Source organism: Fibrisoma montanum (assembly GCF_003583365.1).
Classification (GTDB): Bacteria; Bacteroidota; Bacteroidia; order Cytophagales; family Spirosomataceae; genus Fibrisoma; species Fibrisoma montanum.
On record NZ_QXED01000001.1, the window covers coordinates 198425 to 220932 of the forward strand.

Annotated in this window: 20 protein-coding genes; 6 read left to right on the plus strand and 14 right to left on the minus strand. The window is 51.8% G+C overall.

The annotated features are described in order from the left end of the window. Positions 1 to 7: 7 nt before the first annotated feature. The 6 genes from atpH to DYU11_RS00915 all read right to left on the minus strand — a co-directional run bounded on the left by atpH (position 8) and on the right by DYU11_RS00915 (position 3329). Positions 8 to 547, minus strand: a complete 540-nt coding sequence (gene atpH, locus DYU11_RS00890) for an ATP synthase F1 subunit delta (RefSeq protein WP_119665766.1) — start codon at positions 545 to 547, stop codon at positions 8 to 10. Between the two features lie 3 nt (positions 548 to 550). Next, on the minus strand, positions 551 to 1045 hold the full coding sequence (gene atpF / locus DYU11_RS00895) for a F0F1 ATP synthase subunit B (protein ID WP_119665767.1): 495 nt from the start codon (positions 1043 to 1045) through the stop codon (positions 551 to 553). 159 nt (positions 1046 to 1204) lie between these two features. Then, positions 1205 to 1480, minus strand: a complete 276-nt coding sequence (gene atpE, locus DYU11_RS00900) for an ATP synthase F0 subunit C (protein ID WP_009284211.1) — start codon at positions 1478 to 1480, stop codon at positions 1205 to 1207. Positions 1481 to 1594: 114 nt separating this feature from the next. Then, on the minus strand, positions 1595 to 2677 hold the full coding sequence (gene atpB / locus DYU11_RS00905) for a F0F1 ATP synthase subunit A (RefSeq protein ID WP_119665768.1): 1083 nt from the start codon (positions 2675 to 2677) through the stop codon (positions 1595 to 1597). Positions 2678 to 2697: 20 nt separating this feature from the next. After that, entirely contained in the window at positions 2698 to 2997 is a 300-nt protein-coding gene (locus tag DYU11_RS00910; protein ID WP_229365650.1) for a hypothetical protein, read from the minus strand. 62 nt (positions 2998 to 3059) lie between these two features. Beyond that, positions 3060 to 3329: an AtpZ/AtpI family protein gene (locus DYU11_RS00915; RefSeq protein ID WP_119665770.1), complete on the minus strand. Its 270-nt coding sequence runs from the start codon at positions 3327 to 3329 to the stop codon at positions 3060 to 3062. Positions 3330 to 3434: 105 nt separating this feature from the next. Here DYU11_RS00915 and porW point away from each other — a divergent pair, with 105 nt between their 5' ends. From porW to uvrC, 4 genes are all read left to right on the plus strand, one after another. Beyond that, positions 3435 to 5678, plus strand: coding sequence for a type IX secretion system periplasmic lipoprotein PorW/SprE (gene porW, locus DYU11_RS00920; RefSeq protein WP_119665771.1), 2244 nt, complete (start codon positions 3435 to 3437; stop codon positions 5676 to 5678). 77 nt (positions 5679 to 5755) lie between these two features. Beyond that, positions 5756 to 8104 (plus strand): penicillin-binding protein 1A, encoded by a 2349-nt coding sequence (locus tag DYU11_RS00925; protein ID WP_119665772.1) that lies wholly within the window; start codon positions 5756 to 5758, stop codon positions 8102 to 8104. A gap of 26 nt (positions 8105 to 8130) precedes the next feature. Further along, entirely contained in the window at positions 8131 to 9312 is a 1182-nt protein-coding gene (locus tag DYU11_RS00930; protein ID WP_229365651.1) for a glycerate kinase, read from the plus strand. Between the two features lie 99 nt (positions 9313 to 9411). After that, on the plus strand, positions 9412 to 11220 hold the full coding sequence (gene uvrC, locus DYU11_RS00935; RefSeq protein ID WP_119665773.1) for an excinuclease ABC subunit UvrC: 1809 nt from the start codon (positions 9412 to 9414) through the stop codon (positions 11218 to 11220). 73 nt (positions 11221 to 11293) lie between these two features. Here the strand turns inward: uvrC and porN are convergent, their stop codons facing one another. From porN to sucD, 8 genes are all read right to left on the minus strand, one after another. Further along, positions 11294 to 12364: a type IX secretion system ring subunit PorN/GldN gene (gene porN, locus DYU11_RS00940; RefSeq protein ID WP_119665774.1), complete on the minus strand. Its 1071-nt coding sequence runs from the start codon at positions 12362 to 12364 to the stop codon at positions 11294 to 11296. Between the two features lie 57 nt (positions 12365 to 12421). After that, positions 12422 to 14014, minus strand: coding sequence for a type IX secretion system motor protein PorM/GldM (gene porM, locus DYU11_RS00945; RefSeq protein WP_119665775.1), 1593 nt, complete (start codon positions 14012 to 14014; stop codon positions 12422 to 12424). 122 nt (positions 14015 to 14136) lie between these two features. After that, positions 14137 to 14949: a type IX secretion system motor protein PorL/GldL gene (porL, locus tag DYU11_RS00950; RefSeq protein ID WP_119665776.1), complete on the minus strand. Its 813-nt coding sequence runs from the start codon at positions 14947 to 14949 to the stop codon at positions 14137 to 14139. A 60-nt stretch (positions 14950 to 15009) separates the two neighbouring features. Beyond that, the gene (porK, locus tag DYU11_RS00955; protein WP_119665777.1) at positions 15010 to 16110 is read right to left on the minus strand and encodes a T9SS ring complex lipoprotein PorK/GldK; all 1101 of its coding nucleotides are present in this window, start codon (positions 16108 to 16110) and stop codon (positions 15010 to 15012) included. Positions 16111 to 16366: 256 nt separating this feature from the next. Beyond that, the gene (locus DYU11_RS00960; protein WP_119665778.1) at positions 16367 to 17335 is read right to left on the minus strand and encodes a PorP/SprF family type IX secretion system membrane protein; all 969 of its coding nucleotides are present in this window, start codon (positions 17333 to 17335) and stop codon (positions 16367 to 16369) included. A 184-nt stretch (positions 17336 to 17519) separates the two neighbouring features. Beyond that, positions 17520 to 18305 carry a uroporphyrinogen-III synthase gene (locus DYU11_RS00965; protein WP_119665779.1) on the minus strand — a complete coding sequence of 262 codons (786 nt, stop codon included), beginning with the start codon at positions 18303 to 18305 and terminating at the stop codon, positions 17520 to 17522. A 98-nt stretch (positions 18306 to 18403) separates the two neighbouring features. Continuing rightward, positions 18404 to 19588 (minus strand): DUF4271 domain-containing protein, encoded by a 1185-nt coding sequence (locus DYU11_RS00970; protein WP_119665780.1) that lies wholly within the window; start codon positions 19586 to 19588, stop codon positions 18404 to 18406. An 84-nt stretch (positions 19589 to 19672) separates the two neighbouring features. Next, positions 19673 to 20548: a succinate--CoA ligase subunit alpha gene (gene sucD, locus DYU11_RS00975; protein WP_119665781.1), complete on the minus strand. Its 876-nt coding sequence runs from the start codon at positions 20546 to 20548 to the stop codon at positions 19673 to 19675. 161 nt (positions 20549 to 20709) lie between these two features. Between sucD and DYU11_RS00980 the strand changes: the two genes are divergently transcribed. Beyond that, positions 20710 to 21285: a DUF6962 family protein gene (locus tag DYU11_RS00980; protein WP_199736646.1), complete on the plus strand. Its 576-nt coding sequence runs from the start codon at positions 20710 to 20712 to the stop codon at positions 21283 to 21285. An 80-nt stretch (positions 21286 to 21365) separates the two neighbouring features. Continuing rightward, entirely contained in the window at positions 21366 to 22439 is a 1074-nt protein-coding gene (locus tag DYU11_RS00985; RefSeq protein ID WP_119665782.1) for a DNA topoisomerase IB, read from the plus strand. Positions 22440 to 22508 lie beyond the last annotated feature (69 nt).

Genomic DNA, 22508 nt, shown 5'->3' on the forward strand with positions numbered 1-22508 from the left:
TTTACTTTTAATTCATGAATTGAAGCCGGAGTTCGGTTAACCGGCTGCGAAGCGAACCGTCGAGTTCCTGATCACCAACGCGGAGGACGTATCCACCAATCAATTTCGAATCTATTTTTTCGTGCAGTTCAACCAGTTTACGGCCCGTCATCTGGGATACGGTTGCCTTAAAGCGCTCACGTAGTTCGTCGGTCAGCGGAACCGTCGTCACAACCGTCGCCTGCTCAATACCTCTCAGTTCGTTATACAACCGAATGTATTCATCAGCAATGGCATCCATGATGGCTTCCCGGTTTTTGCGGGTTATAATCTGGAAGAACGACATCGTTACCGGATTGACACGGCTCGAAAAAACGGCGTTCATCACGGCATGTTTCTTTTCTGTGCGGACAATCGGGTTTTTCAGCATGACCATCAACGGGCGGCTCTCTTCAACCGTTCCCTTGAACAGCATCATGTCCTTATAAATTACGTCCGTCAGGTTCATTTCCTCTGACAGGTCCAGCAGCGATTTGGCATACCGGAAAGCAACTGTAGATACAGCCATGGCTTAGTTCAGATGTGAATTGGTTACCAGGTCTTTAATCAGTTGCTCCTGCGAAGCCTTATCGTTCAGCTCTCTCCGCAGCACTTTCTCGGCAATATCCAGCGAAAGCGTGACCACCTCTTTCTTTACCTGAGCCACCAGTGCCTGACGCTCGTTCTGCATACTCTCGCGAGCCAGTTCCAGCATACGCTGCCCTTCAGCTGCTGCTTTATCGCGGGCGTCGGCTACCATTTTATCGGCGGTTTCTTTAGCACCACGCAGAATAACATCACGCTCGACCCGGGCTTGTGCCAGTAGTTTTTCGTTGTCGGCCTTTAAAGCCGCCATTTCGGCGCGGGTTTTTTCGGCCAGATCCAGCGCACTCTGAATGTTGTCTTCGCGCTCTTTCAGACTAGCCGTAATGGGTTTCCAGGCAAAGGCGCGGAGAATCAGGAAAATACCAAGGAAAATTACTACTTGCCAGAACAACAGGCCAATGTCGGGGGTAAGCAGATCCATACTGTTTTACTGTTTTTTATGATTCGCTTTAATCAATCTTTTGTTTGGGGCGGCCCGTTCGCCGGCTATTCCTGACGAACGGGCGTACCACCGATACTTTTGGGTCTTGTGCCATCGCCTAATGCAGACGGCGACCCGGTTACTGATTCGTTCGCCGACTTACAGGTTGAACGAGATCAGCAGACAAATTACCGCTGCGAACAGGGCCACGGCCTCGATCAGGGCTGCGATGATCAGCATGGCAGTCTGAATACGACCGGCTGCTTCCGGCTGGCGGGCAATACCCTCCATCGCGCTGCCACCGATCCGACCGATACCCATACCAGCACCGATAGCGGCTAAACCAGCACCGATACCAGCACCCATTACTGCCAGACCTACGCCGTTACCGCTCTCGGCTGCCTGCAACAAAATTGATAGCAACATTGCTAACATATTAATAAACGATTATATAGTGAAACAAAAGATTGCATTGTCAAGACATTAGAAGTCGGCGATCAGGCATTGACCTTTGCGCCCAAAAACTAACGTCGGCTGGTGTTCAGCATCTTAATGATGCGGGTCTGCACCCTCGTAGCCGATTCCATGATCAGCTTCGTGATGTTCTTCAACGGCGCTGCCGATATACATAGACGTCAGCAGCGTGAAAATAAAGGCCTGCAGGAACGCCACCAGCAATTCGATCCCGTTCATGAACAAAGCAAACACCGTTACCAGCGGGCTAACAGCCAGACCGGTGCCGGTTCCACCCAGGTTGCGGGCGATGAAAATCAGACCAAGCAAGCTCAGGATGATAATGTGCCCTGCCGTAATGTTGGCAAATAACCGGACCATGAGCGAGAACGGCTTCATGAACACCCCCACGATCTCGACCGGAATCATGATCGGCAGTAGCGCAACAGGTACACCCGTTGGCTTTATGATGTGCGCCCAGTAATGTTTGTTACCGCTGAAGTTGGTAATCAGGAATGAAATGACCGCCAGTACAAGCGTCACGGCAATGTTACCCGTCAGGTTAGCCCCCCCCGGTAACAGACCCAGCAGGTTGTTGATCAGAATAAAGAAAAACAACGTCAGCAGATAAGGCAGGTAACGCTCGTATTTCGGACCAATGTTCGGCTTGGCAATCTCGTCGCGCACGAACAGAATAATTGGCTCAAGGAACGACTGAATACCTTTTGGGGCCCGACCTTTGTTTTTTTCGTATCCGTTACGAACCGAGAAGAAAACAACCAGCAGAATGATGGCGCTCAGAAGCAGTGAAGCAACGTTCTTGGTGATGGAGAAGTCCCAGACTTTTACGCTTTCGTCGATTTCGCCGGTAGCCGTTACGCGGTGAATATCGCCTTCATGCTCTTTGTAGCCATTGTACACTTCATCGTGCATGATATGCGACGATGAAAATACTTCCAGACCACGGTCCTGAGTATACAGAATAACCGGCAGCGGAATCGTCAGGCCATGGGCCAGTTCCCAGCCGTGTTCATCCTTAATGTGGTGCATAATCATGTCGCCCACATTGAATTCACCGTGCTCAGCGCTTTCGTGCGTTTCCTGCGCCATAACAGCAGGTAACGTACTGACTAACAGGGCGAGGCAAAGACTTATTTTAAAGATTAACGAGCGCATCATATATGAAGTACTTTTCGTTTCTACGAATCGCGTCGCAAGTTACGACTAAGGCCGTAGATTTCAAAACAGGTATATAAGATATACAACATCAGAAAATCCACAACGAATACCCGTCGGTCATCGACCCCGCGGTATAGAAATACGCCCACAAATCCCGCGCACAGCAGCAACCGGGCTACCGTAAAAATCAGGTAAAACTGTACAAAACCCTGACTGCCACGCTGATTGCCAATATCCATCAGTCGGGACAGCAGATACGACAGGCTGAGAAAAAACAAAAGCATGTAGGGCCAGGCCATATGCAGCCAGGGAGTGGACATTGTCCGTTCGGCTACAAAAAATACAATTGCCAGCCCTGCGGTAAAAACAAGGGAACGCAGCATCAATATTTGGGCAACTGGCGGATGAACAGATACAAGGAAGCCCCGATAGCGGTCAGCGACAGAACGATGGTCCAGATTGGCCGTTCGTTACCCTGCCATTCGTCGAGCTTCATACCGCCCCATACGCCCAGTCCAATGGTGCCGAGCATCTGAAAAGCAATGCTGCTGTACTGAGCGTACGATGTTGTTTTTTCGGTTGCCTTTTTCAGGAGGTTCCGTTGAGCCTCATCGTCTGGCTGTTCGGGGTTATTTTCGGTAGTTTCCGCCATGTTCGTCAATCAAGAATCCAAAATTCGTTAATTTGGCATTACGTTCCATACGGCCGGACCGGTCGCGGTCGTTTGAGTATTAAGTGCGTACGTGTATCCGTTTAAATGCCACGTTATTTTACTAACCGTCCCATCCTGCTTCTGACGGCAGTTATCACACTGGCCGGGGCGCTGACTTCTTGTTCTCAATATAGCAATCGACCAGTCAGCAAAGGGTATCACAACCTGACGGCTCACTACAATGCGTATATCATTGCCCGTGATGAGATAGCCGCCATTGAGCAGCAATTGTTTAAAACCCGGCAGGAAAATTATAACCAGCTATTGCCAATTCTGTTACCGGTAGATTCTACGCTGGTTATGCCCATGAAGGCACAGCTCGATGATGCGATCAAGAAAGCCTCTATCATTGCTGAGCGGCACCAGAATAGTAAATGGCTTGATGACGGATATAATCTGATTGGCAAAGCCCGGCTGATAAAGCAGGACCTGCCCAACGCGATTGAGGTATTCAAGTACGTGAACACCAAAGGCCGTGACGATAATGACAAGCACACCGCCCTCGTGGGCCTGATGCGGGCTTATGTCGAAGCCGCCGATTATACCAATGCTCTGAATGTGGCCGAGTACCTGCGCACTCAGCCGCTCAACAAAGACAACACCCGTGATTTCTACCTGACCAAAGCGTATCTGCACGAACGGAAAGGCGAATACGCAACGGCGGCCGGTATTCTGGAGGCTACGTTTCCGCTCCTGAAAAAAGGCGAAGCAACGGCCCGGCTGTATCTGATTGCCGGGCAGCTGTACGACCTGATTGGGCAGCCGGCCAAAGCCGCAGAAAACTACCGGAGAGTGCTACGTTCCAGACCCTCGTATGACCAGTCGTTCTACGCCAACCTGTACGCCATTCAGAGCAATGGCCTGATGGGCGATAAAAGCCGGGTAACTGAGGCCATGGGTTCGTTCGACCGCATGCTGAATGACCGGAAAAATACCGATCTGAAAGACAAAATTTACTATACCATGGGTCTGCTCGAATCCCGTAACGGACGGATCGATCAGGCCATTACGTACTACAGCCGGTCTATCCAGGCCGCTGGTGGCAATTCCACTCAGGTGCCTTACACGTATCTGGAGATGGGCCGGTTATATTTCGACAAGAAGTCTGACTACAACAAAGCCAAAATGTACTACGACAGTGCATTGGCGCTTCTGCCCCAGCAATCGCCGGACTACGCGGCCGTGCTGACCCGCAAACGAACCCTCGACGAATTTGTCCGGTACCAGAACACCATTCAGACGCAGGACAGTCTGCTCCGGTTGTCAAAGATGAATCCGGCCGCACTTGATAAGCTGCTGGACGACATACTTACCCGCCAGGAGCGTGAAGAGCAGCAGCAGGTTGAACTGGCCCGCCAGATTGTAGAGCGGGCATCGGCGGGTAACCTTAACTCGGTACCGGGTGCAACGAACTCTAATCTGGATCCTGCTCAGCGCTGGATTCTGTACAACGTAGTAGCCCTGAGCCAGGGTCGCCAGGAGTTTGGCTCCCGCTGGGGAAACCGCCCCCTGGAAGACAACTGGCGTCGGAGTAACAAAGAGGCTTCGGATGCCGTAGCGGGAGTAAACAGTCCAATCAACGGCGCAACGCCCGCTAACGCTATCAATCCAAATGCGCCCCTGACGCAGGATACCGGCACTACGACGGCGACTGGTCCGGCCGCCGGACGTAAGGCCCGGAAAGACGCCATGCTGGCTCAGATTCCGTTCGCTCCGGAAGCACAGAACCGGGCCAATCAGCAGGTTGAAAATTCGCTGTACAATCTTGGCAAGCTATACAAGTTTCAGTTGAATCAGCCCGCTGATGCGATCACTACGTTTGAGCAGTTGCTGAGCCGGTTTCCCAATACGCTCCAGAAGCCGGAAGTGTATTATCTGCTGCACTTGTCAACGGAACAACTAGCCCGCCAGTCGGGTTGGAAGGATAAATTGCTGGCTGAATTTCCCAATACGTCCTACGCGCGACTGGTGGGCAAATCGGCCAGTCAGGGAAGCAACGCCGAGTCGCAGGCTCAGCGGGCGTACTCTGAAATTTATGAACTGTATAAAGCTAACAACGTAACGGAAGCACTGGCTCGGGCCGAGAATGCGCTGAGCAGCTTTTCGGGTACGCAGATTGAAGACAAACTGGCGCTGCTGCGCGTTATTCTGATTGGCCGCGTTCAGGGGGCTGATCCTTATCGGCAGGCTTTGTCGGAGTTTATCCGGGACTACCCGTCCAGTTCGCTCCTGCCCCGCGTCAAAGAGCTTCAGGCCGCGGCTGATCAGCCAACGGCCAAACGTAAATAAATTTTCGCGGCCTCAATGGCCCCGAACCGTAACTTGAACCTATCAACAAGAGTTACGAATAACTTTAACTTGTAACAATGTTCGAACTTGCCCCCGGTGCATTCCGGAAGATTATTCGAAACCTCTGGCGTTTTTCACTGCTTGGCCTGGTACTCCTGGTGGTGTACATTCTGGCCGTGCAGTTCAATTTTCTTTGGCTTTTCGGAGGGATGCCCAGTTTGAAGGCCCTCGAAAATCCGAAAAGCGAACTGGCCTCTGAAGTTTATACAGCCGACAATCAGTTGCTGGGTAAATACTACCTTGAAAACCGTACGCCCATCGAAATCACGCAGGTGTCGCCCAACGTGGTTTCTGCCCTGCTGGCAACCGAAGACGCCCGCTTCGTCAAACACTCCGGCATCGACCCCCGCTCGTTCTTCCGGGTGATCAAGGGCCTGCTGACCGGCGACAGTGGTTCCGGCGGTGGTAGTACGCTGACGCAGCAGGTAGCCAAGAACCTGTTTGATACGCGTGGGGAGGAACTGAAAGGAACGCTCGGTGATATCCCAATCATTAAAACCGTTATTGCCAAGACCAAAGAATGGATCTTGTCTGTCCGGCTCGAACGCAACTATACGAAGCAGGAGATCATGATGATGTACCTGAATACGGTGTCGTTCGGCAACAACACGTACGGTATAAAAACGGCCGCCAAGACGTATTTCAACAAAGAGCCCTGGAGCCTGAGTATTGAGGAGTCAGCGTTGCTGGTCGGGATGCTTCAGAACCCATCGCGCTATGACCCGCGAATTTTCGAAGACCGGGCTCTCCAACGCCGGAACGTCGTACTCAGCCAGATGAACAAATACGGTTTCCTTTCGGCAGACCAGTACTACACCCATAAGCTTAAGCCGCTCAAACTGGATTTCAGCATCGAAAACCAGAATACAGGCATGGGCGCTTATTTCCGATCGGTGATCAAAGATGATATCAAGAGGTGGCTGCATCAATACAACGAAGAGAATCCGGGTGCCGAACTCGACCTCTACACCAGCGGCCTGAAAATTTACACGACGATTGATTCGCGCATGCAGACCTATGCCGAAGAAGCCGTCATGCAGAACATGCGCGACCAGCAGCGCAAATTTTACGAACACTGGCGGGGCCGCAATCCGTGGGTTCGGAAAGATGACCGAACGAACAAATACGTAGAAATCCCGGGCTTCATCGAAACGGTAGCACGACGTACTGGCCGATATAAGCAACTCAAGGCCGCTTACGGTGACGATGAGCAGGCCATCTGGCGCGAAATGCGCAAACCGGTTAAAATGAAGGTATTTGTGTATGGCGGCCGACGTAACGAAAAAGATACGACAATGAGTCCGCTGGATTCGATCAAGTATTACAAACGGCTGCTAAATACTGGGTTTATGTCGATGGACCCGCGTTATGGCTACGTCAAAGCCTGGGTGGGCGGCATCAACTTTAAACACATGAAGTTTGATCACGTCCGGCAGAGCCGTCGGCAGCCGGGGTCTACGTTTAAGCCGTTTGTGTACCTGACCGCCCTCGACCAGAGTTTTGTGACGCCCTGTACGCACATCACCGACCAGCCTACTACGTTTGCGCCCTACGAAGACGGCGGAGGTCCCCGCTCCTGGACGCCCAAGAACTCGACCGGCCGATACAGCTACCGGTCTTTGTCGCTGCGAGAAGCCCTGGGCCAGTCCATCAACACGGTCAGTGCGCAGCTAATTAAAAAAACCCGGGCTAAAGAAGTCATCAAATACGCCCACGATCTGGGTATCACGAGCAAGCTGTACGAAAACCCAACCCTGTGTCTGGGCACCAGCGATGTGTCCGTGTTCGAAATGGTGGGGGCTTATTGTACGTTCGCAAACGGAGGCATCCGGGTGAAACCGATGATGATTACGCACATTACCGACAAAAACGGGAACGTACTGAAGCGATTCCACCCCGAAGCCAATCAGGTGATCAGTGCGAACCGGGCCTACGAAATGCTGCACCTCATGCGCGGGGCTGTCGAAGAACCTAATGGAACGGCCCAGCGGCTTCGAACGCAGTACAAACTTACTGAAGGTGGTAATGAGATTGCGGCTAAAACCGGAACAACATCCAACTACTCCGATGCGTGGTTTATGGGTATGACGCAACACCTCGTATCGGGCCTGTGGGTGGGTGGCGACGACCGCTCCATTCACTTCCGAAACATCGAACTTGGCCAGGGTGGTCGTATGGCAATGCCGGCCTGGGCCATCTACATGCAGAAGGTCTACGCTGACCCAACCCTGACGCAGTACCGGCCGGAGCCGTTCCGGAAACCCAATAAATTCAAAATTGATTGTGGTGGCTACTACATCGATTCGTCGCAACGCTATATACCCCCTAAAGTTGTAGCGGAAGAAGACGAAGAAATCTTACAATAAAGTCTGGGCCGGGCTCCAGCCCGGCCATGTCAACCTTTATTATGGCCAGGCTGGAGCCCGGCCCGGACGTAATGCGTGTCGTTCTAGCTCCTGATAAGTTTCGCGGTTCACTTACGGCCCGGCAAGTTGCCGACGCCATGGCTGAGGGGGTACGGCTGGCGTATCCGGATGCGGAGGTAGTCACGCTACCTTTGGCCGACGGGGGCGAAGGTACAGCCGAAGTACTGGCCGAAGCGACCCATGGCACGTGGCATACCGTACCGGTTCGCGATCCTCTTGGTCGTCCCATTACCGCTGGGTACGGCATGTCGGGCGATGGCCTGGCCACCGCGTTTATTGAAATGGCACAGGCATCAGGACTGCGGTTACTGGCTTCGGCGGAGCGAAATCCACTGAAAACCAGTAGCGTTGGAACGGGCGACCTGATTCAGGCGGCTATTGAGCACGGCGCCCGGAGCATTGTTCTGGGCATCGGCGGAAGCGCCACCAACGATGCCGGAACCGGTATGGCTTCGGCGCTAGGCTGGCGTTTTCAGGATGAGAAGGGACAAGATCTCATACCTACCGGAGCCACCCTGCGCCAGATCACCCGCATCCATCCACCGTTCCGGCCGATCTCGGCCAGTGTGTCAATTTCCGTTGCCTGCGACGTGACCAATCCGCTCACCGGCTCTAATGGAGCCGCCGTTGTGTATGGCCCTCAGAAAGGAGCAACGCCTTCAATGGTTGATGAGCTGGATGCTGGTCTGGTTCACGTAGCGCAGCTGATCAAACAGCAGTTCGGCGTTGATCTGGCGAGCGTACCGGGTGCGGGGGCGGCTGGTGGATTAGGAGCCGGGGCACTGTTTTTCCTCAAGGCTACGTTAAAGCCGGGCGTTGACGTCGTGCTGGATACCGTTGCTTTTGATCAGCACGTAGCCGATGCAGACCTGGTGATTACCGGAGAAGGCAAAATGGATGAGCAAACCTTGCAGGGGAAGCTGCTCATGGGCGTTGCTAAGCGAACGCAAAAAGCCAACGTACCAATCGTGGCGCTTTGTGGTACGCTTGATCTCAGTCCGGCCGATCTGAATGCGCTGGGGCTGGTTGCCGCCTTCTCCATTCTGAACCGTCCTCAGACGCTCGACGAAGCGGTAAAGCATGCCTACGCCGATGTTCGTCAGGCAACCTTTGCCGCCGTTCGATTGTTTTTTAAGGGGGCAAACTGAGTACAATCAGTTCTTCACCAACGCCGAAGACCAAGGTCTTCGGCAAACCTGTACATATCCAGAACGACAGCAGACCATCTGCATAAATCCGTGAAATCTGTGGCCGAATTTGACTATAAAAAGGAGTTGGCAAAAATTCCGCACGAACCCGGTGTTTACCGCTACTTTGATGCATCCGGGGAGGTAATCTACGTGGGTAAAGCCAAGGACCTGAAAAACCGCGTCAGCAGCTACTTTGTCAAATCGAATCAGCATGACCGCAAAACAACCCGGCTCGTCAGCCAGATTCGCAAGATTGAGTTTACCATCGTGCACACGGAGTTTGACGCGCTTCTGCTCGAAAATCAGCTCATTAAACGCTATCAGCCCAAATTTAATATTCTGTTGCGCGACGACAAGACGTATCCGTTCGTTTGCGTCACGAACGAACACTTTCCGCGTGTCATCACAACCCGTCGCATTGACCGGAATCTAGGTACGTTCTACGGTCCTTTTGCCAACCTGAAACCGATGTACACCGTGCTGGACATGTTCAGCCAGTTGTTTACCATCCGAACCTGCAACTACAACCTGTCACCGGAGAATATTGAAGCGGGTAAGTTTAAGGTGTGTCTGGAGTATCACATCGGCAATTGCAAAGGTCCCTGCGAAGGCAAACAACCGGAAGCCGATTACAACAAAGACATTGAGCAGGTCCATCATATTATGAAGGGTCACTTAAAACCTGCCCAGGACTATTTCAAAAGCCGGATGATCGAATCGGCTCAGGACCTGGCCTTTGAGCAGGCGCAGCAGTACAAGGAGAAAATGGACCTTTTGCAGCGGTTCCAGAGCAAATCAACGGTTGTGAACCCGAAAATCGCCGACGCCGACGTATTCACGATTGCCTCCGATGAAGCCTGCGCTTACATCAATTTCATGAAAGTGGCCAATGGTACCATCATTCAGACGCACACCGTTGAGGTCAAGAAAAAGCTGGACGAAACCGATGCCGATCTGCTCACGATGATGATCATCGAGTTTCGGAGCCAGTACGGTAGCCAGGCGAAGGAGATAATTTCGAATATTCCGCTCGATGTAGACCTGAAAGCCGAGGTGACTGTTCCGCAGATTGGCGACAAAAAGAAGCTGCTGGATATGTCGCTGAAAAACGTATTGTATTTCCGGCGCGAACGCCAGGAACGCGCGGCTGCTGAAGCCACTGCCAATGCCAGCAAGAAAGACCGCGTATTGATTCGGCTGAAGCAGGATTTACAGTTGAAAAACATTCCCAACCGCATTGAGTGTTTCGATAACTCGAATATTCAGGGCACAAATCCGGTGTCGGCCATGGTGTGCTTTATCGGCGGAAAACCGGCTAATAAGGAGTATCGGCACTTTTCAATAAAAACAGTGATCGGTCCCAATGACTTCGCCAGCATGCACGAAGTCGTGACCCGACGGTATACACGGGTTCTGGAAGAAGGTACCGACCTGCCCGACCTTATCGTGATTGACGGAGGTAAAGGCCAGCTCAGTGCCGCCTGCGATGCGTTGAAGGATCTGAATTTGTACGGAAAAATCCCTATCATCGGTATTGCGAAACGGCTGGAAGAAATCTACTTTCCGGAAGACAGCCTGCCTTTATACATTGACAAAAAATCGGAATCCCTCAAACTGATCCAGCGGATACGTGACGAAGCGCACCGGTTCGCCATCACGTATCACCGCGATAAACGGAGCCGTAACAGCCTGATCAGTGAGTTGGAAAACGTGGAGGGTATTGGCAAGAAAACGGCTGCTAAGCTGTTGAAATACTTCAAAGGCGTCAAGAAAATCCGGGAAGCGCCAATTGACCAGATCGCTGAGGTAGTAGGAAAAGATAAAGCCAGCAAACTGAAACAGTATTTTGAAGCTTTGGAGCAATAACGTTTCACTAACCTCAGCCCTACAACAACGAAAAAGGCGGCCCATTTGGCCGCCTTTTTCATACCGTTATTTTTTAGTATTCCCAGAGGCTATGCTCGGTTTCCATCAGTTCCTGTTCCAGTTGGTACGACTTCAGCAAGCCTTCCCGCTCACCACCGTACATACCGATCAGGTCTTTATCTTCCGGATTGGCTACTTTATAGATCCGTCCGTAGAACAAACGCAGGTCGAAAGCATCAGCCAGGTTTTTGTGCTGAGCCTGGTTCTGCGGGTTGTACCAGATAAACTTCTTCGGGTCGCTGCGGAAGAGCTTGTCCAGATCTTTCCACTTGAAGTAGGCGATGGGCACCTCGAATCCGGCCGGGTTTTTATCGGCGGGCAGAATCAGGCCAACTGATTGGATGTCGTAATACAGGCGCGAACGCTTCCGATCGAAAACCCAATCTTCCTTAATTTCCAGCAAGTTGATTTCTTTAGCAAAGAACTCATCGCCGGAAAGTGCCGTAGCAGAAGCCAGTGCTGATGAATCAACCTTAGGCTCTTCAACAACCGGCTGAGTTGGCTTTGCTTTTCCCTTGCCTTTGCTGTTTTTAGCCGTTGCAGTCGACTTCTTCTTTACCGGCGCTCCCCAGCCATCATCAGCAGGCTCAGGCGCAGCGGCTTTCTTTGGAGCCGGAGCACCCCAGCCGTCATCAGCGGTTTTCTTGGCATCTTTCTTCGGCGCACCCCAACCATCGTCTTTACCGGCTGCACCCTCTTCCTTAAAACCGGCCGCGATCTCTTCCGCCGACAAACCACCGCCTGAATTAGGTACCAGCAGTTTCTCGTGTATTTTCTCGAGCGGAATTTTCGTCGTCAGGGAGTCGGTTGTATACGCATCGATCAGGCCGGCTTTCACCGCTTCGATAAGGTACTTCGAGATCTCATTATTTTTCGAGAACATGGACTGATTCTGCTTCTCCTTCAGGTCAACCCGACGCCAAAGGGTCTTCTTCATCATAATGTCATTCTCGTTGATGGGCCGAACCGATAAGTCGTTGGTGCCATTGCTGGCCTTTTCCTGCGCCACCGCATCTACACTACCCAAGGCCAGCGTAGCGAACGCCAGCACACCGGCAAACCGAATCGTTCCTGTTTGTTTCATGGCCACTGTCTGTGTTATCAATCTTCTTTTTAACGGATTAGTATCCGCTTTAGTACCTTAATACAACGAAACTTGCTGAAGCGGGCTACCCATGGGTACGTCACTAACATCGCCCCGGAAATTTTGACGCTGCACCCCTTCTACTTGAATTACCAGACGATCGCCCGGTTGAGCTTCAGCCGCTAGCGCCGAAATTGAACCACCCCCTGCACCAAGCTGCATCGCCTGTACTCGTCGGGTTCCACGCACAAGACTCACCGTCATGCCTGATACCCGGAACCGAGCATCGTTCGGTGCATAGTTGGCAAAGCTCGGATCAGCTACTGCTCTTACGTTAACACTACGAGCCGCTGTGACTGGTACCCCACGTGGGTCATTAGCCGGACGGCCACCGACAACGTATTCCAAGGTCGGACGCGGCACTTTGTTTACACGGAAAGGTTCAGTACCAAGCAGATTACCACCGTTGCTGATATTCAACCGAAGCGATGCTGCCGAAGGGACAATCGTAATCTTTCCTTTCTCACCAGACTGAATGACCGATCCACCATCAGCCGAAAACGAAGGGTTCCACAAGGCGCCCAGCTGCGGGCTCTGAATGCTCAATTTGTTCTCGCAACCCAGATACAGCGGAGGCATAGTACCTGTTTCAATCTGATAAGACGGCTTAGCAACGAAGTATTCCTGATTAAACGTAACCGTCTTGCTTTCACCATTTGGTTGCTGATACGAGATGTTACCCGACAGCACCCGGCGAGCCAGACCATTTTTATCGTAGGCACCACCCTGAGCCGTAAACTCAATGATACCGCGGCCATCCTGTACACGTACCGGGCCACCGTTCAGGCTCATCCGGGGTTGGATACCCGATGATGAAGCCGCCAGGAACATCTCCCCTTTGAATTTCGTACCGGCTACAACGACCTTTGACTCCATGCTGAGCATGGCCAGAATCTTGTCGAACTTAACGTCCTGCGCACCAACTTTTGTGGCCAGGTAGTTCAGCGTTTCGCCTTCGATCCGGCGAATGTCTGACTGCCGCTGGGTCAAAACGGCCAGAGCCGCCGGAACCGGCGTCTGGGCAAAGTTCAGTTCCGCAAAATCCTTACGACGCTGCTCCGGCGAACGAACCGCGATTGGGTCTTCCTTTCCGTCGAGAGCCAGTGAGCCGTATTTGGTCGGCGTGTATTTTGTCAGGCTCTGAACGTACTGATCCAGTTGCTGCTTCAGTTTATACGCTTCCCCGTTACGGTTAGGACCAACCATGATACCGGCTACGCCTTCTTCTTCGCTCGGATTCTTAATATTGCCGGATTCGTCGAGACCGCCACCGGCTTCGTTAATGATCCGTTCCTTTAATGCGTCAAGATCAGCAATGATAGTTGCCGTCATCTTGCGGACCTCTTCGGCCTGGCGCACAACGGCCAGGTCGGCCGCACGATTACCGGATTTCTCTACCGTTTGCTGAATACTCGCAAATGTGTTTTGATTGACTTTATTAGCCGCCCCAGTCGATTGCTCCAAACTGTTGTTGAGCAGGATGAACTTCTCCAGCAGCGCCGAGCTGACTTGTAAGGCCAGCATAGCGGTCAATACCAGATACATCATCCCGATCATTTTCTGACGGGGTGTCTCTTTTGCGCCTGCCATAAATTATGGTAGAATACTGTAAGTGAAGTTGTTAGATTTACAGTCTACGTTACACTGCTTTTGTAAGCCTTCCGTAGCGGATTGCCACTGAAAACAGCCAAACGTAGCTCTATACCGGATGATTATTGACCGCGCATGGCTGTCAACATGCTACCATATACGTTGTTCAACGACGCTAGGTTACCGGTCAGCTTGGCTAGTTCGTTTTTGAACTGCTGCGTATCACGGCTCGCATCGGCCATATTCTCCATAGCAGCGGTTAAGCTACCATAGAATGCATTCATGGCTTTGAGGTGCTTGTTTGTATCCTGAAGTTCAAGCTCATAAACAGCATTCAGGGCACCCATGTTCTTCGTTACTTTCTGGAACTGGTCGCGGTAATCTTTTGCATCAGTCGTTGCATCGGCCATCGAGTTCATCGCTGAAATAGCCGTACCATACGACTTATTCATTTCATTGATTGACTGAGAAGCCGATTTTACGTTGCGAGCGTAGTCGTTGGTAGCTACCGTAGCCTCAGTCAGGTCAGACAGTTTGGATACCGTATCGTTCAGACTGCGGAAACCAGTTCCCAGCTTTTCGAATACGTCGGGCGTAACTTTTGCCTGAGCCAGCATCTGATCCATATTGGCCGTCAGACCGTTAGCCTGCGGAGTAGCCTTACGCTGGGGCAGTTCACCTTTGTAGTCATCGGCTAATTCCGGATAAACCCGTGTCCAGTCGTAATCATCAGAAACGGATGGACGAACGAAGCTTTGAATAGCGTAGATGGCAAAAATAACGGCTTCTACAATCAGACCGACTGTCAGCAGCCAGCTCAATGAATTGATATGCTGAATTTTTGCCATTGCGCCCAGGACGACAACAGCGGCACCTGCACTGTAAATAGTTGGTATTAAACGATCCCAAAGGAAATTAGCTTTTCCTGCTGCCATGATAAGCGATTGTTGTTGTTAAACGGGTAATTGATTTTCGTGTATAGTCAGGGTATTGTATTAGCGACGGCGGCTCCGGCTACCACCACGTGCGGATGCCGTACGGCCTTCGAGGTTATCCATTACACAACGGAAACCGATGTATGACCGCTTCTGGTCCTCATACTCGTAGTAGCGAGTACCCGTTTCCAGATAATAGGCAATGTCTTTCCATGAACCACCTCGTACTACCTTGCGCGGCTCATCCGAGTTCTGGTTATCCGGGTTCATGTCCCACACAATGGCGTTCGAGTTATCAGCGTAGGCATCACGGCACCATTCGGCTACGTTACCGGCCATGTTGTAGAGACCATAATCATTCGGGCTGTACGCATTGCCGGGCGCAGTGTATGGATATCCATCGGCATCGAAGTTACCACGCTGCGGCTTGAAGTTTGCCAGATAGCAACCCTTGCCATTGGCTACGTAAGGGTTACCCCATGGGTACTTAGCCCCTTGCTTGCCACCACGAGCGGCCCATTCCCACTCGGCTTCAGAAGGCAACCGGAAACCAAATGATTTGTAACCACCTTCTTTTGTGCGCTGGTCGTCGAGGATGTTTGTCCGCCACTTACAGAAATGCTTGGCAGCCAACCAGCTAACCCCAACTACCGGATAAGTGTCAAAGGCGGGGTGTCCGAAATAATGCTCCAGCATCGGGTCCCCATTGTGGTACGTAAAGTCGTTTTTCCAAACGGTTGTATCCGGGTAAAACTTAGCCATGATTTCCTCTTCACCCAGCACAGAGACTGAGTCGGCCATCAGGGCGTTAACATACTGCCGGTATTCATGATTCGTAATCTCCGTATCGTCCATGTAGAACGAACTGATCGTTACCTGCCGGTTCATGTTGATCTGCGTCGCGGCCACGTCTTCATCGGCCTGACCCATAATGAACGACCCAGACGGCACCAGTACCATTCCGTACGGCGTCGGCTGCTTCCAGCCCTTACGGCCCGTAGCCGTAATTTCACCGTTCGTAACACCTACTTCACCATTGCCTTTGCCGCCTTTACCGCCAAATTTGGACTTAACAAATCCGCAGCCTTGCATTACTAATATCACTGCCGCGACCATCCCCACCCGGGCTGCATTGACTGTAAACCAGTTGTACTTCATCATTGTATGGCTTTTAAACCTTCTTCTTGTGCGAGACCAGACTAAAAACGAAAATCCGTTTGGATATTGTATGCGCTGTTTTTTTTCCTTACAAATTCTTTGGCTTATTCATCAAACGGTTGATTGATACACCGTTTACGATGGTATAAGACCACTATTTTCAAAATTACGGTGCCCGATGCAAACTGCCTAACAATAAACAGGCCAAAATGTTGGTCTTTATTAAACGTATATCGAAAGACTCCTGTTTCTTAGCGAATTAATACCGAAAACGAGGTGTCCGAATAATTGGCCGCTTACGGGCATCGGGTGCGGGCAACGAATACGCCAGTTGTACTTCATGCGATGTTGGGCTTTTTGCGGGCTGTGAACCAACAATAAAATCAAACGCATAGCCAAACCGGAGTGCATTGTTCGGCAGCAGATGTATGCCAAGCATGGCAGTCAGCGCATCCTGCAACCGGTACGAGAACCCACCGAAAAAGCGATTGTCGTACGTAGCCAGCAGGTTCACGTTAACCGTTGTCCCCCCAGCTACGGGGGTTGCATACTGCACCAGCACGGACGGCTGCACATCAAGGTTATACCCTACGCCCAACCGGTAGCCGGCCGTCAGAAAAAAAGAGCGATAGGCTGGCTCAATTGATTGGTCGGTTACCAGAGAATACCTTGGCTGATTCAGGTGCTTTGCACTCACACCCAGCCAGTAATCGGTCGTGTTGTAATAAACGCCGGCTCCAACATCCGGTCTGGCCTGATTGATACGTGCCGTTGGAATGCTTGGGTCACCGGGTTCACCGGGCCGATACTGGCTATTATCGAAGCCAAGATTCAGCAATCCTCCCTGCACCCCAAGCGAAAGGGTTCCATTTTTCAACGCCAGCCGATAAGCATACGAAACCTGAACGGCCTGACTCGTGGTTGGACCAAACCGGTCATTAAACGCGTATATACCTACTCCCCCTTTAATCTTAGCCAGCGGCACATTAAACGAGAACAGTTGCGTACTCTGCGATCCGCCTTCATCAATAAATGTCGGCTGGTAGCCGGCATACTGCGTGCGGTGCGTTAACTGAAAGCGGGATACGCCTTCTGATCCGGCAGCCCCCGGGTTATAGTACACCGGATTGAACATAAACAGACTTAACTGAGGGTCAGTTGTCTGTGCTGAAGTTGTCAGCGCCGAAACCGTTAGAACAAAAGCAAAAACGTAGACTGTGCGAATCATACAACGGAAGCAAAAATGCTGGGACCTTCACCAGCTCTCCTATTCCGAAGTCTGGCGGGCTACGCAGTTTACAAGTAAACGCCGAACGGCACAAATTATTGAACCAAAATAACAAAGGTTGGACGGGCAAAACAGACTTTTAAACCTGCGTTTGCCCGTCCAACCTTTGTATAACGGCCTTCGTTTATTGATTGTTAGCCTTTTTGATGTACAACTCCAATGCACCGGTCATCGACGGTGCGTTCGGGAGTGGCGCTTCGATATCGAGTGTTAGGCCTGCATCCCTGATCGCTTTGGCCGTTGTAGGCCCGAACGCAGCCAGTCTTGTCCCGTTTTGCTTGAATTCAGGAAAGTTTGCCATCAGCGACGTAACCCCCGACGGACTGAAAAACGCGATAATATCGTAGCTCTGAATGTCCAGGTCCGACAGATCCGTTGAGACCGTTTCATACATTACTGCCTCCGTGAAATGCAGCCCGCTGGTATCCATGAATTCGGGAATATCGTTCCGACGGATGTTTGAGCACGGAAACAGGAACTTCTCGTTTTTGTGCTTTTTGATCAGGTCGAACAACTCGGCGGCCGCTTTCGTACCGGCGAAGATTTTCCGTTTCCGAATCACGATGTATTTCTGCAAATAATTGGCCGTTTGCTCAGAAATACAGAAATACTTCATGTCGGCCGGCACTTCAACTCGTCCCTCCTGGCAAATCCGGAAGAAATGATCGATTGCATTACGGCTGGTAAAGATGATCGCCGTATGATCAAGAATATTGATCTTCTGACGACGGAAATCTTTATACGAAACGCCTTCGATTTGAATAAACGGCCGGAAATCGATCTGAATGCTGTACTTACTGGCTAATTCGAAGTAAGGGGATTTGTCGTCGGCAGGTCTGGATTGCGTTACCAGAAGCCGGTTTACCTTGGTGAGCCGGTCCTGGACGGATTGCATGCTGGTCTCGTTCATTGAATCTACCTCAATTTCGGTTTTTTGCTTTCAGTTTTCAGGAACCAACCCGCCACTAACCACAGCAAACAGGCGCGCAGAAAACTTAATAACTTTCATCATAGTGCGAAGCGAACACCAATGATGAGTGGAATCAATTCAACGATACAAAGGTACGAAAATAAATATAGATTCTTGATAGGCACGATGCCCCGAATCACAAAGAAGAGAAAGGTCAGCCGGGCGGTGTAGAAGGCCATCAGGGGAAATAAGACAACCCGCTCAGACCACGATGTATCGGTAGTGTTAAACGCTACAACAGCCAGTAGAATAGCGAAGCCGGTGAAGAACAACAAAGATGATTGTAACAGCTTGAAATAGTGAACGTTCACTATATCGCGCAGCTTATACAATCCGCCTACAATTTCCAGCGCTACGTACTTACCCACTAAGGCGACAAAAGCCGCCCCGGAGAGTAAGGCAAACTGCCCCAGCAACGCATTCAGGCGCTGCGTACCGAACAGCAGCGACCGGGATGCAAATACGTCGAGATTGCGGCTTTGCACAAACAGAATCAGGTAAGCCAGCAGAAAACTGAGGTTGAGCGTGAAGAGGAGATTGGTGCCACTCAGCGGCCGGTTGATCAGAAACGACTCTTCCTGGGCGCGTAATGAGAGCAAATCGCGAAGGTTGTAGAAGCGCAGAAATGCCCGCCGGTAGAACGTGTACAGAAACGCATGCGTGGCCAGCAGAAACAACAGACCCAGGCCCGCGAAATCATCGTAAACGGAAAAGGAACGGGGGCGAAGACTCAGGTTATCGTCACGGAGTACAACCGGTTTCTGCGTGGCCGATTTAGGATAGCCAATAAATAGTGACTTATCATCAACGCCAGGAGCGCCGTAGAGCGTAATGAATATTTCGGAACGGGCTGCGTTGGAACGACGGTAGGCGCGGTACAAACTATCGATGTCGAGCACCTGCCACTGTCCGGCGGTCAGCTTTCGTTTCAGGGCCGCGTTGATGAATAAGTAGCCGTCCTGCCGGGTAGAAATCAGAAGCTTGTAATGGCGGTTGCTTTCAAGATCGACATAGGCGCTGACGGCCGTCATGTCGCGGTGCTGCTCGTCGATATAGGGTACGTAAGCTTTAGCCCCTTCGTCGTACACCTGAAAATCGTCGCGGTAATCATGGACGCGATAATACCGGCCGCCTGGCCCGACGCCCTCCCGGTTCTGGGCAAAAGCAGTCAGGCAAAGGATCGAAAGGACGAACGAGTGAAAGAGTGTTAACCAGGTCCCCATCAGGCCGGCACGGCCATACTTTCTTTCTCCTTTCACTCCCCACAATGGCCTGATTCGCTCTTTCACTCGTTCGTTCCTTCACTATTATTTACCCAGCGCCTTCAGCATCGTATCACCGATGAGCGCCGGCGATTCGACAACGTGAATGCCGCACTCGCGCATGATCGCCATCTTGGCAGCTGCCGTGTCGTCAGCACCACCTACAATGGCCCCGGCGTGACCCATCCGGCGACCTTTCGGGGCCGTCTGACCGGCAATAAAGCCAACGACGGGTTTGCGGTTTCCGTCGGCTTTGATCCAGCGGGCTGCTTCGGCCTCCATACCGCCACCAATCTCACCGATCATGACGATGGCTTCCGTTTCGGGGTCGTTCATCAACAGCTCGACCGCTTCTTTGGTCGTTGTGCCGATGATGGGGTCGCCACCGATACCGATAGCCGTTGACTGGCCCAGACCGGCTTTGGTCAACTGATCAACTGCTTCGTAGGTCAGCGTACCAGACTTCGATACAATGCCAACGGTGCCTTTCTTGAAGATAAAGCCCGGCATGATGCCTACTTTACATTCTTCAGCGGTCATAACGCCGGGGCAGTTCGGCCCGATCAGGCGAACCTCTTTGTCGGCAATGTAATTTTTCACGGCCACCATATCCTCGGTCGGAATACCTTCGGTGATGCAGATAATAACTTTAATGCCTGCATCGGCGGCCTCCATGATCGCATCGGCAGCAAACGCCGGCGGCACAAAAATAATCGACACATCAGCGCCTGCTTCGTCGACAGCTTGCTGAACAGTGTTGAACACGGGCCGGTCGAGGTGAGTCTGTCCTCCCTTACCGGGCGTTACGCCCCCAACCACGTTGGTTCCGTATTCAATCATTTGCTGGGCGTGAAAACTACCTTCTGAACCGGTAAAACCCTGGACGATAACTTTGGAGTCTTTGTTGACTAAAACACTCATGATGGTTGTTATGTAGAAGAAGATGCTGGATACTGGGCGTTCAACATGCCATGAACCCGTAGTATAAAGTAGTTCGGGGCCAGTGTCTAACGTCCGGCATCAAGCGTCCATCACCCTGTTAAAAGTTGGGCAAAAGTAGCCGAAACTTCGTAAATTACGAGATGATTTTTTCGCACATTCTCTCTGGTTCAGTACTTGCCGGAACAAGCGTAGGTGTATTCTGGCATTTTTTTCAGCGGATGAATTTATACAACCGACTGCTCTGGGGTTTCTTTTTGTTGACTATTGCCCTGGCAGCCCTTGTCGGTATTACCATTTTCTGGGGTAACGAAGTCATGCAGCAACTGCATCATTCCACGCTGGTTCTATCCGATACGCTTGGCGTCGTTTGTGCGGTCATGGGGGCCTGGGCCTTGCTGAATCGACAGACCATCAACACCGCAACGTTTATGGCTACCGTTGTGCTTGGCCTGTCGCTGTTTATCGTATTGCTTCTGCCGGAAGTCAGCGCGTTTACCCCCATTGTTCCATCGCTGGGTATTTTGATCCTGATGCTCCTGGCTGTTTTTGCGCTGCTCCGACGCGACCGACATGCCGTCTGGATTGTCTTGGCGGCTATGGCGATGGGGCTGGCTACCAAAGCAAACGCCTTTGGCAACTACATCCACCCGACGGATTTTGATCACTACGCCAGCGCGCTGGCGCTATGGTTTTTTGGCAAGGCTACGGAACAGTAAAACCGCCGTACCGAATTTGGTGTTTTAGATCAGCGTCGACTGTGGCCACATGACCAGCCGGCGCCGATCAACAAACAGCTATGGATTTATTAGCGTTAGCACACGACCCAGTCAAAGCCGCCAGGGCCGCCCGACTGGTGTACGTAAGTGATACCATGCCGGGCCTGAGCCGTCGGCCAGCCGGCGACCATTTTATTTACCTGAATGCTGACGGCGACGAAGTAAACGACGAAGCCACGCTGGCCCGCATTCGGAGCATGGCACTCCCACCGGCCTGGGAAAACGTCTGGATCTGCGCTAAACCGAATGGCCATTTGCAGGCCACCGGCATTGACACGAAAGGCCGCAAGCAGTACCGATACCATGCTAAATGGAACGCCGTACGTAGCGAAACCAAATTTTTCAGGATGATCTCGTTCGGCGAAAAACTACCGCAGTTACGGGCACGGATCGCTAAAGACCTCAAAACCCGCGAACTCTCCCGCGACAAGGTGATTGCCATTGCGCTCAGCGTCATGGAACAGACGCTGATTCGGGTGGGCAACGCAGCGTATGAAAAAGAATATGGTTCCTATGGCCTGACTACCCTCAAGGACCGGCACGTGAAAGCCCAGGGCGATCAGGTTCGGTTTAGTTTTAAAGGGAAGAAGGGTATCTATCACGACATAACCCTGCACGACCGGCGACTGGCCCGACTGGTGAAAGCCTGCCGCGACATTCCGGGTAAGGAGCTGTTTCAGTACTACGACGACCAGGGCAACCGCCATCCGATTGATTCCGGGATGGTCAACGAATACCTGCACACAATTATGGGGGAGGACTTTTCGGCCAAGGATTTTCGCACCTGGGCCGGTACGGTCAATGCCCTTCGGCTGCTGGTTGAGCTGGAACCCTGCCATACCCAGAAAGAACTCAAAAAGAATATCAATACCGTACTGGACGAAGTATCACAGCGGCTGGGCAATACCCGAACGGTTTGCCGCAAACACTACGTGCATCCGCAAATTCTGGAAGCGTACGAGTGCCAGGATCTCAACCAATACATTGAACACAAAAACCGCTTCCGCCAAACCAGTACGTATGGACTCGACAGCGTTGAGAAGCTGCTGATGAAGTTTCTGAAGGATCAGGTCAAACAGGTGGTCAAATCCTAGCTATTCGTAGCCCGGTTTTCCGCCTGAGCCGTAGACTTCTGTTCGACGTTTCCAGCAGGGCGGCCGACT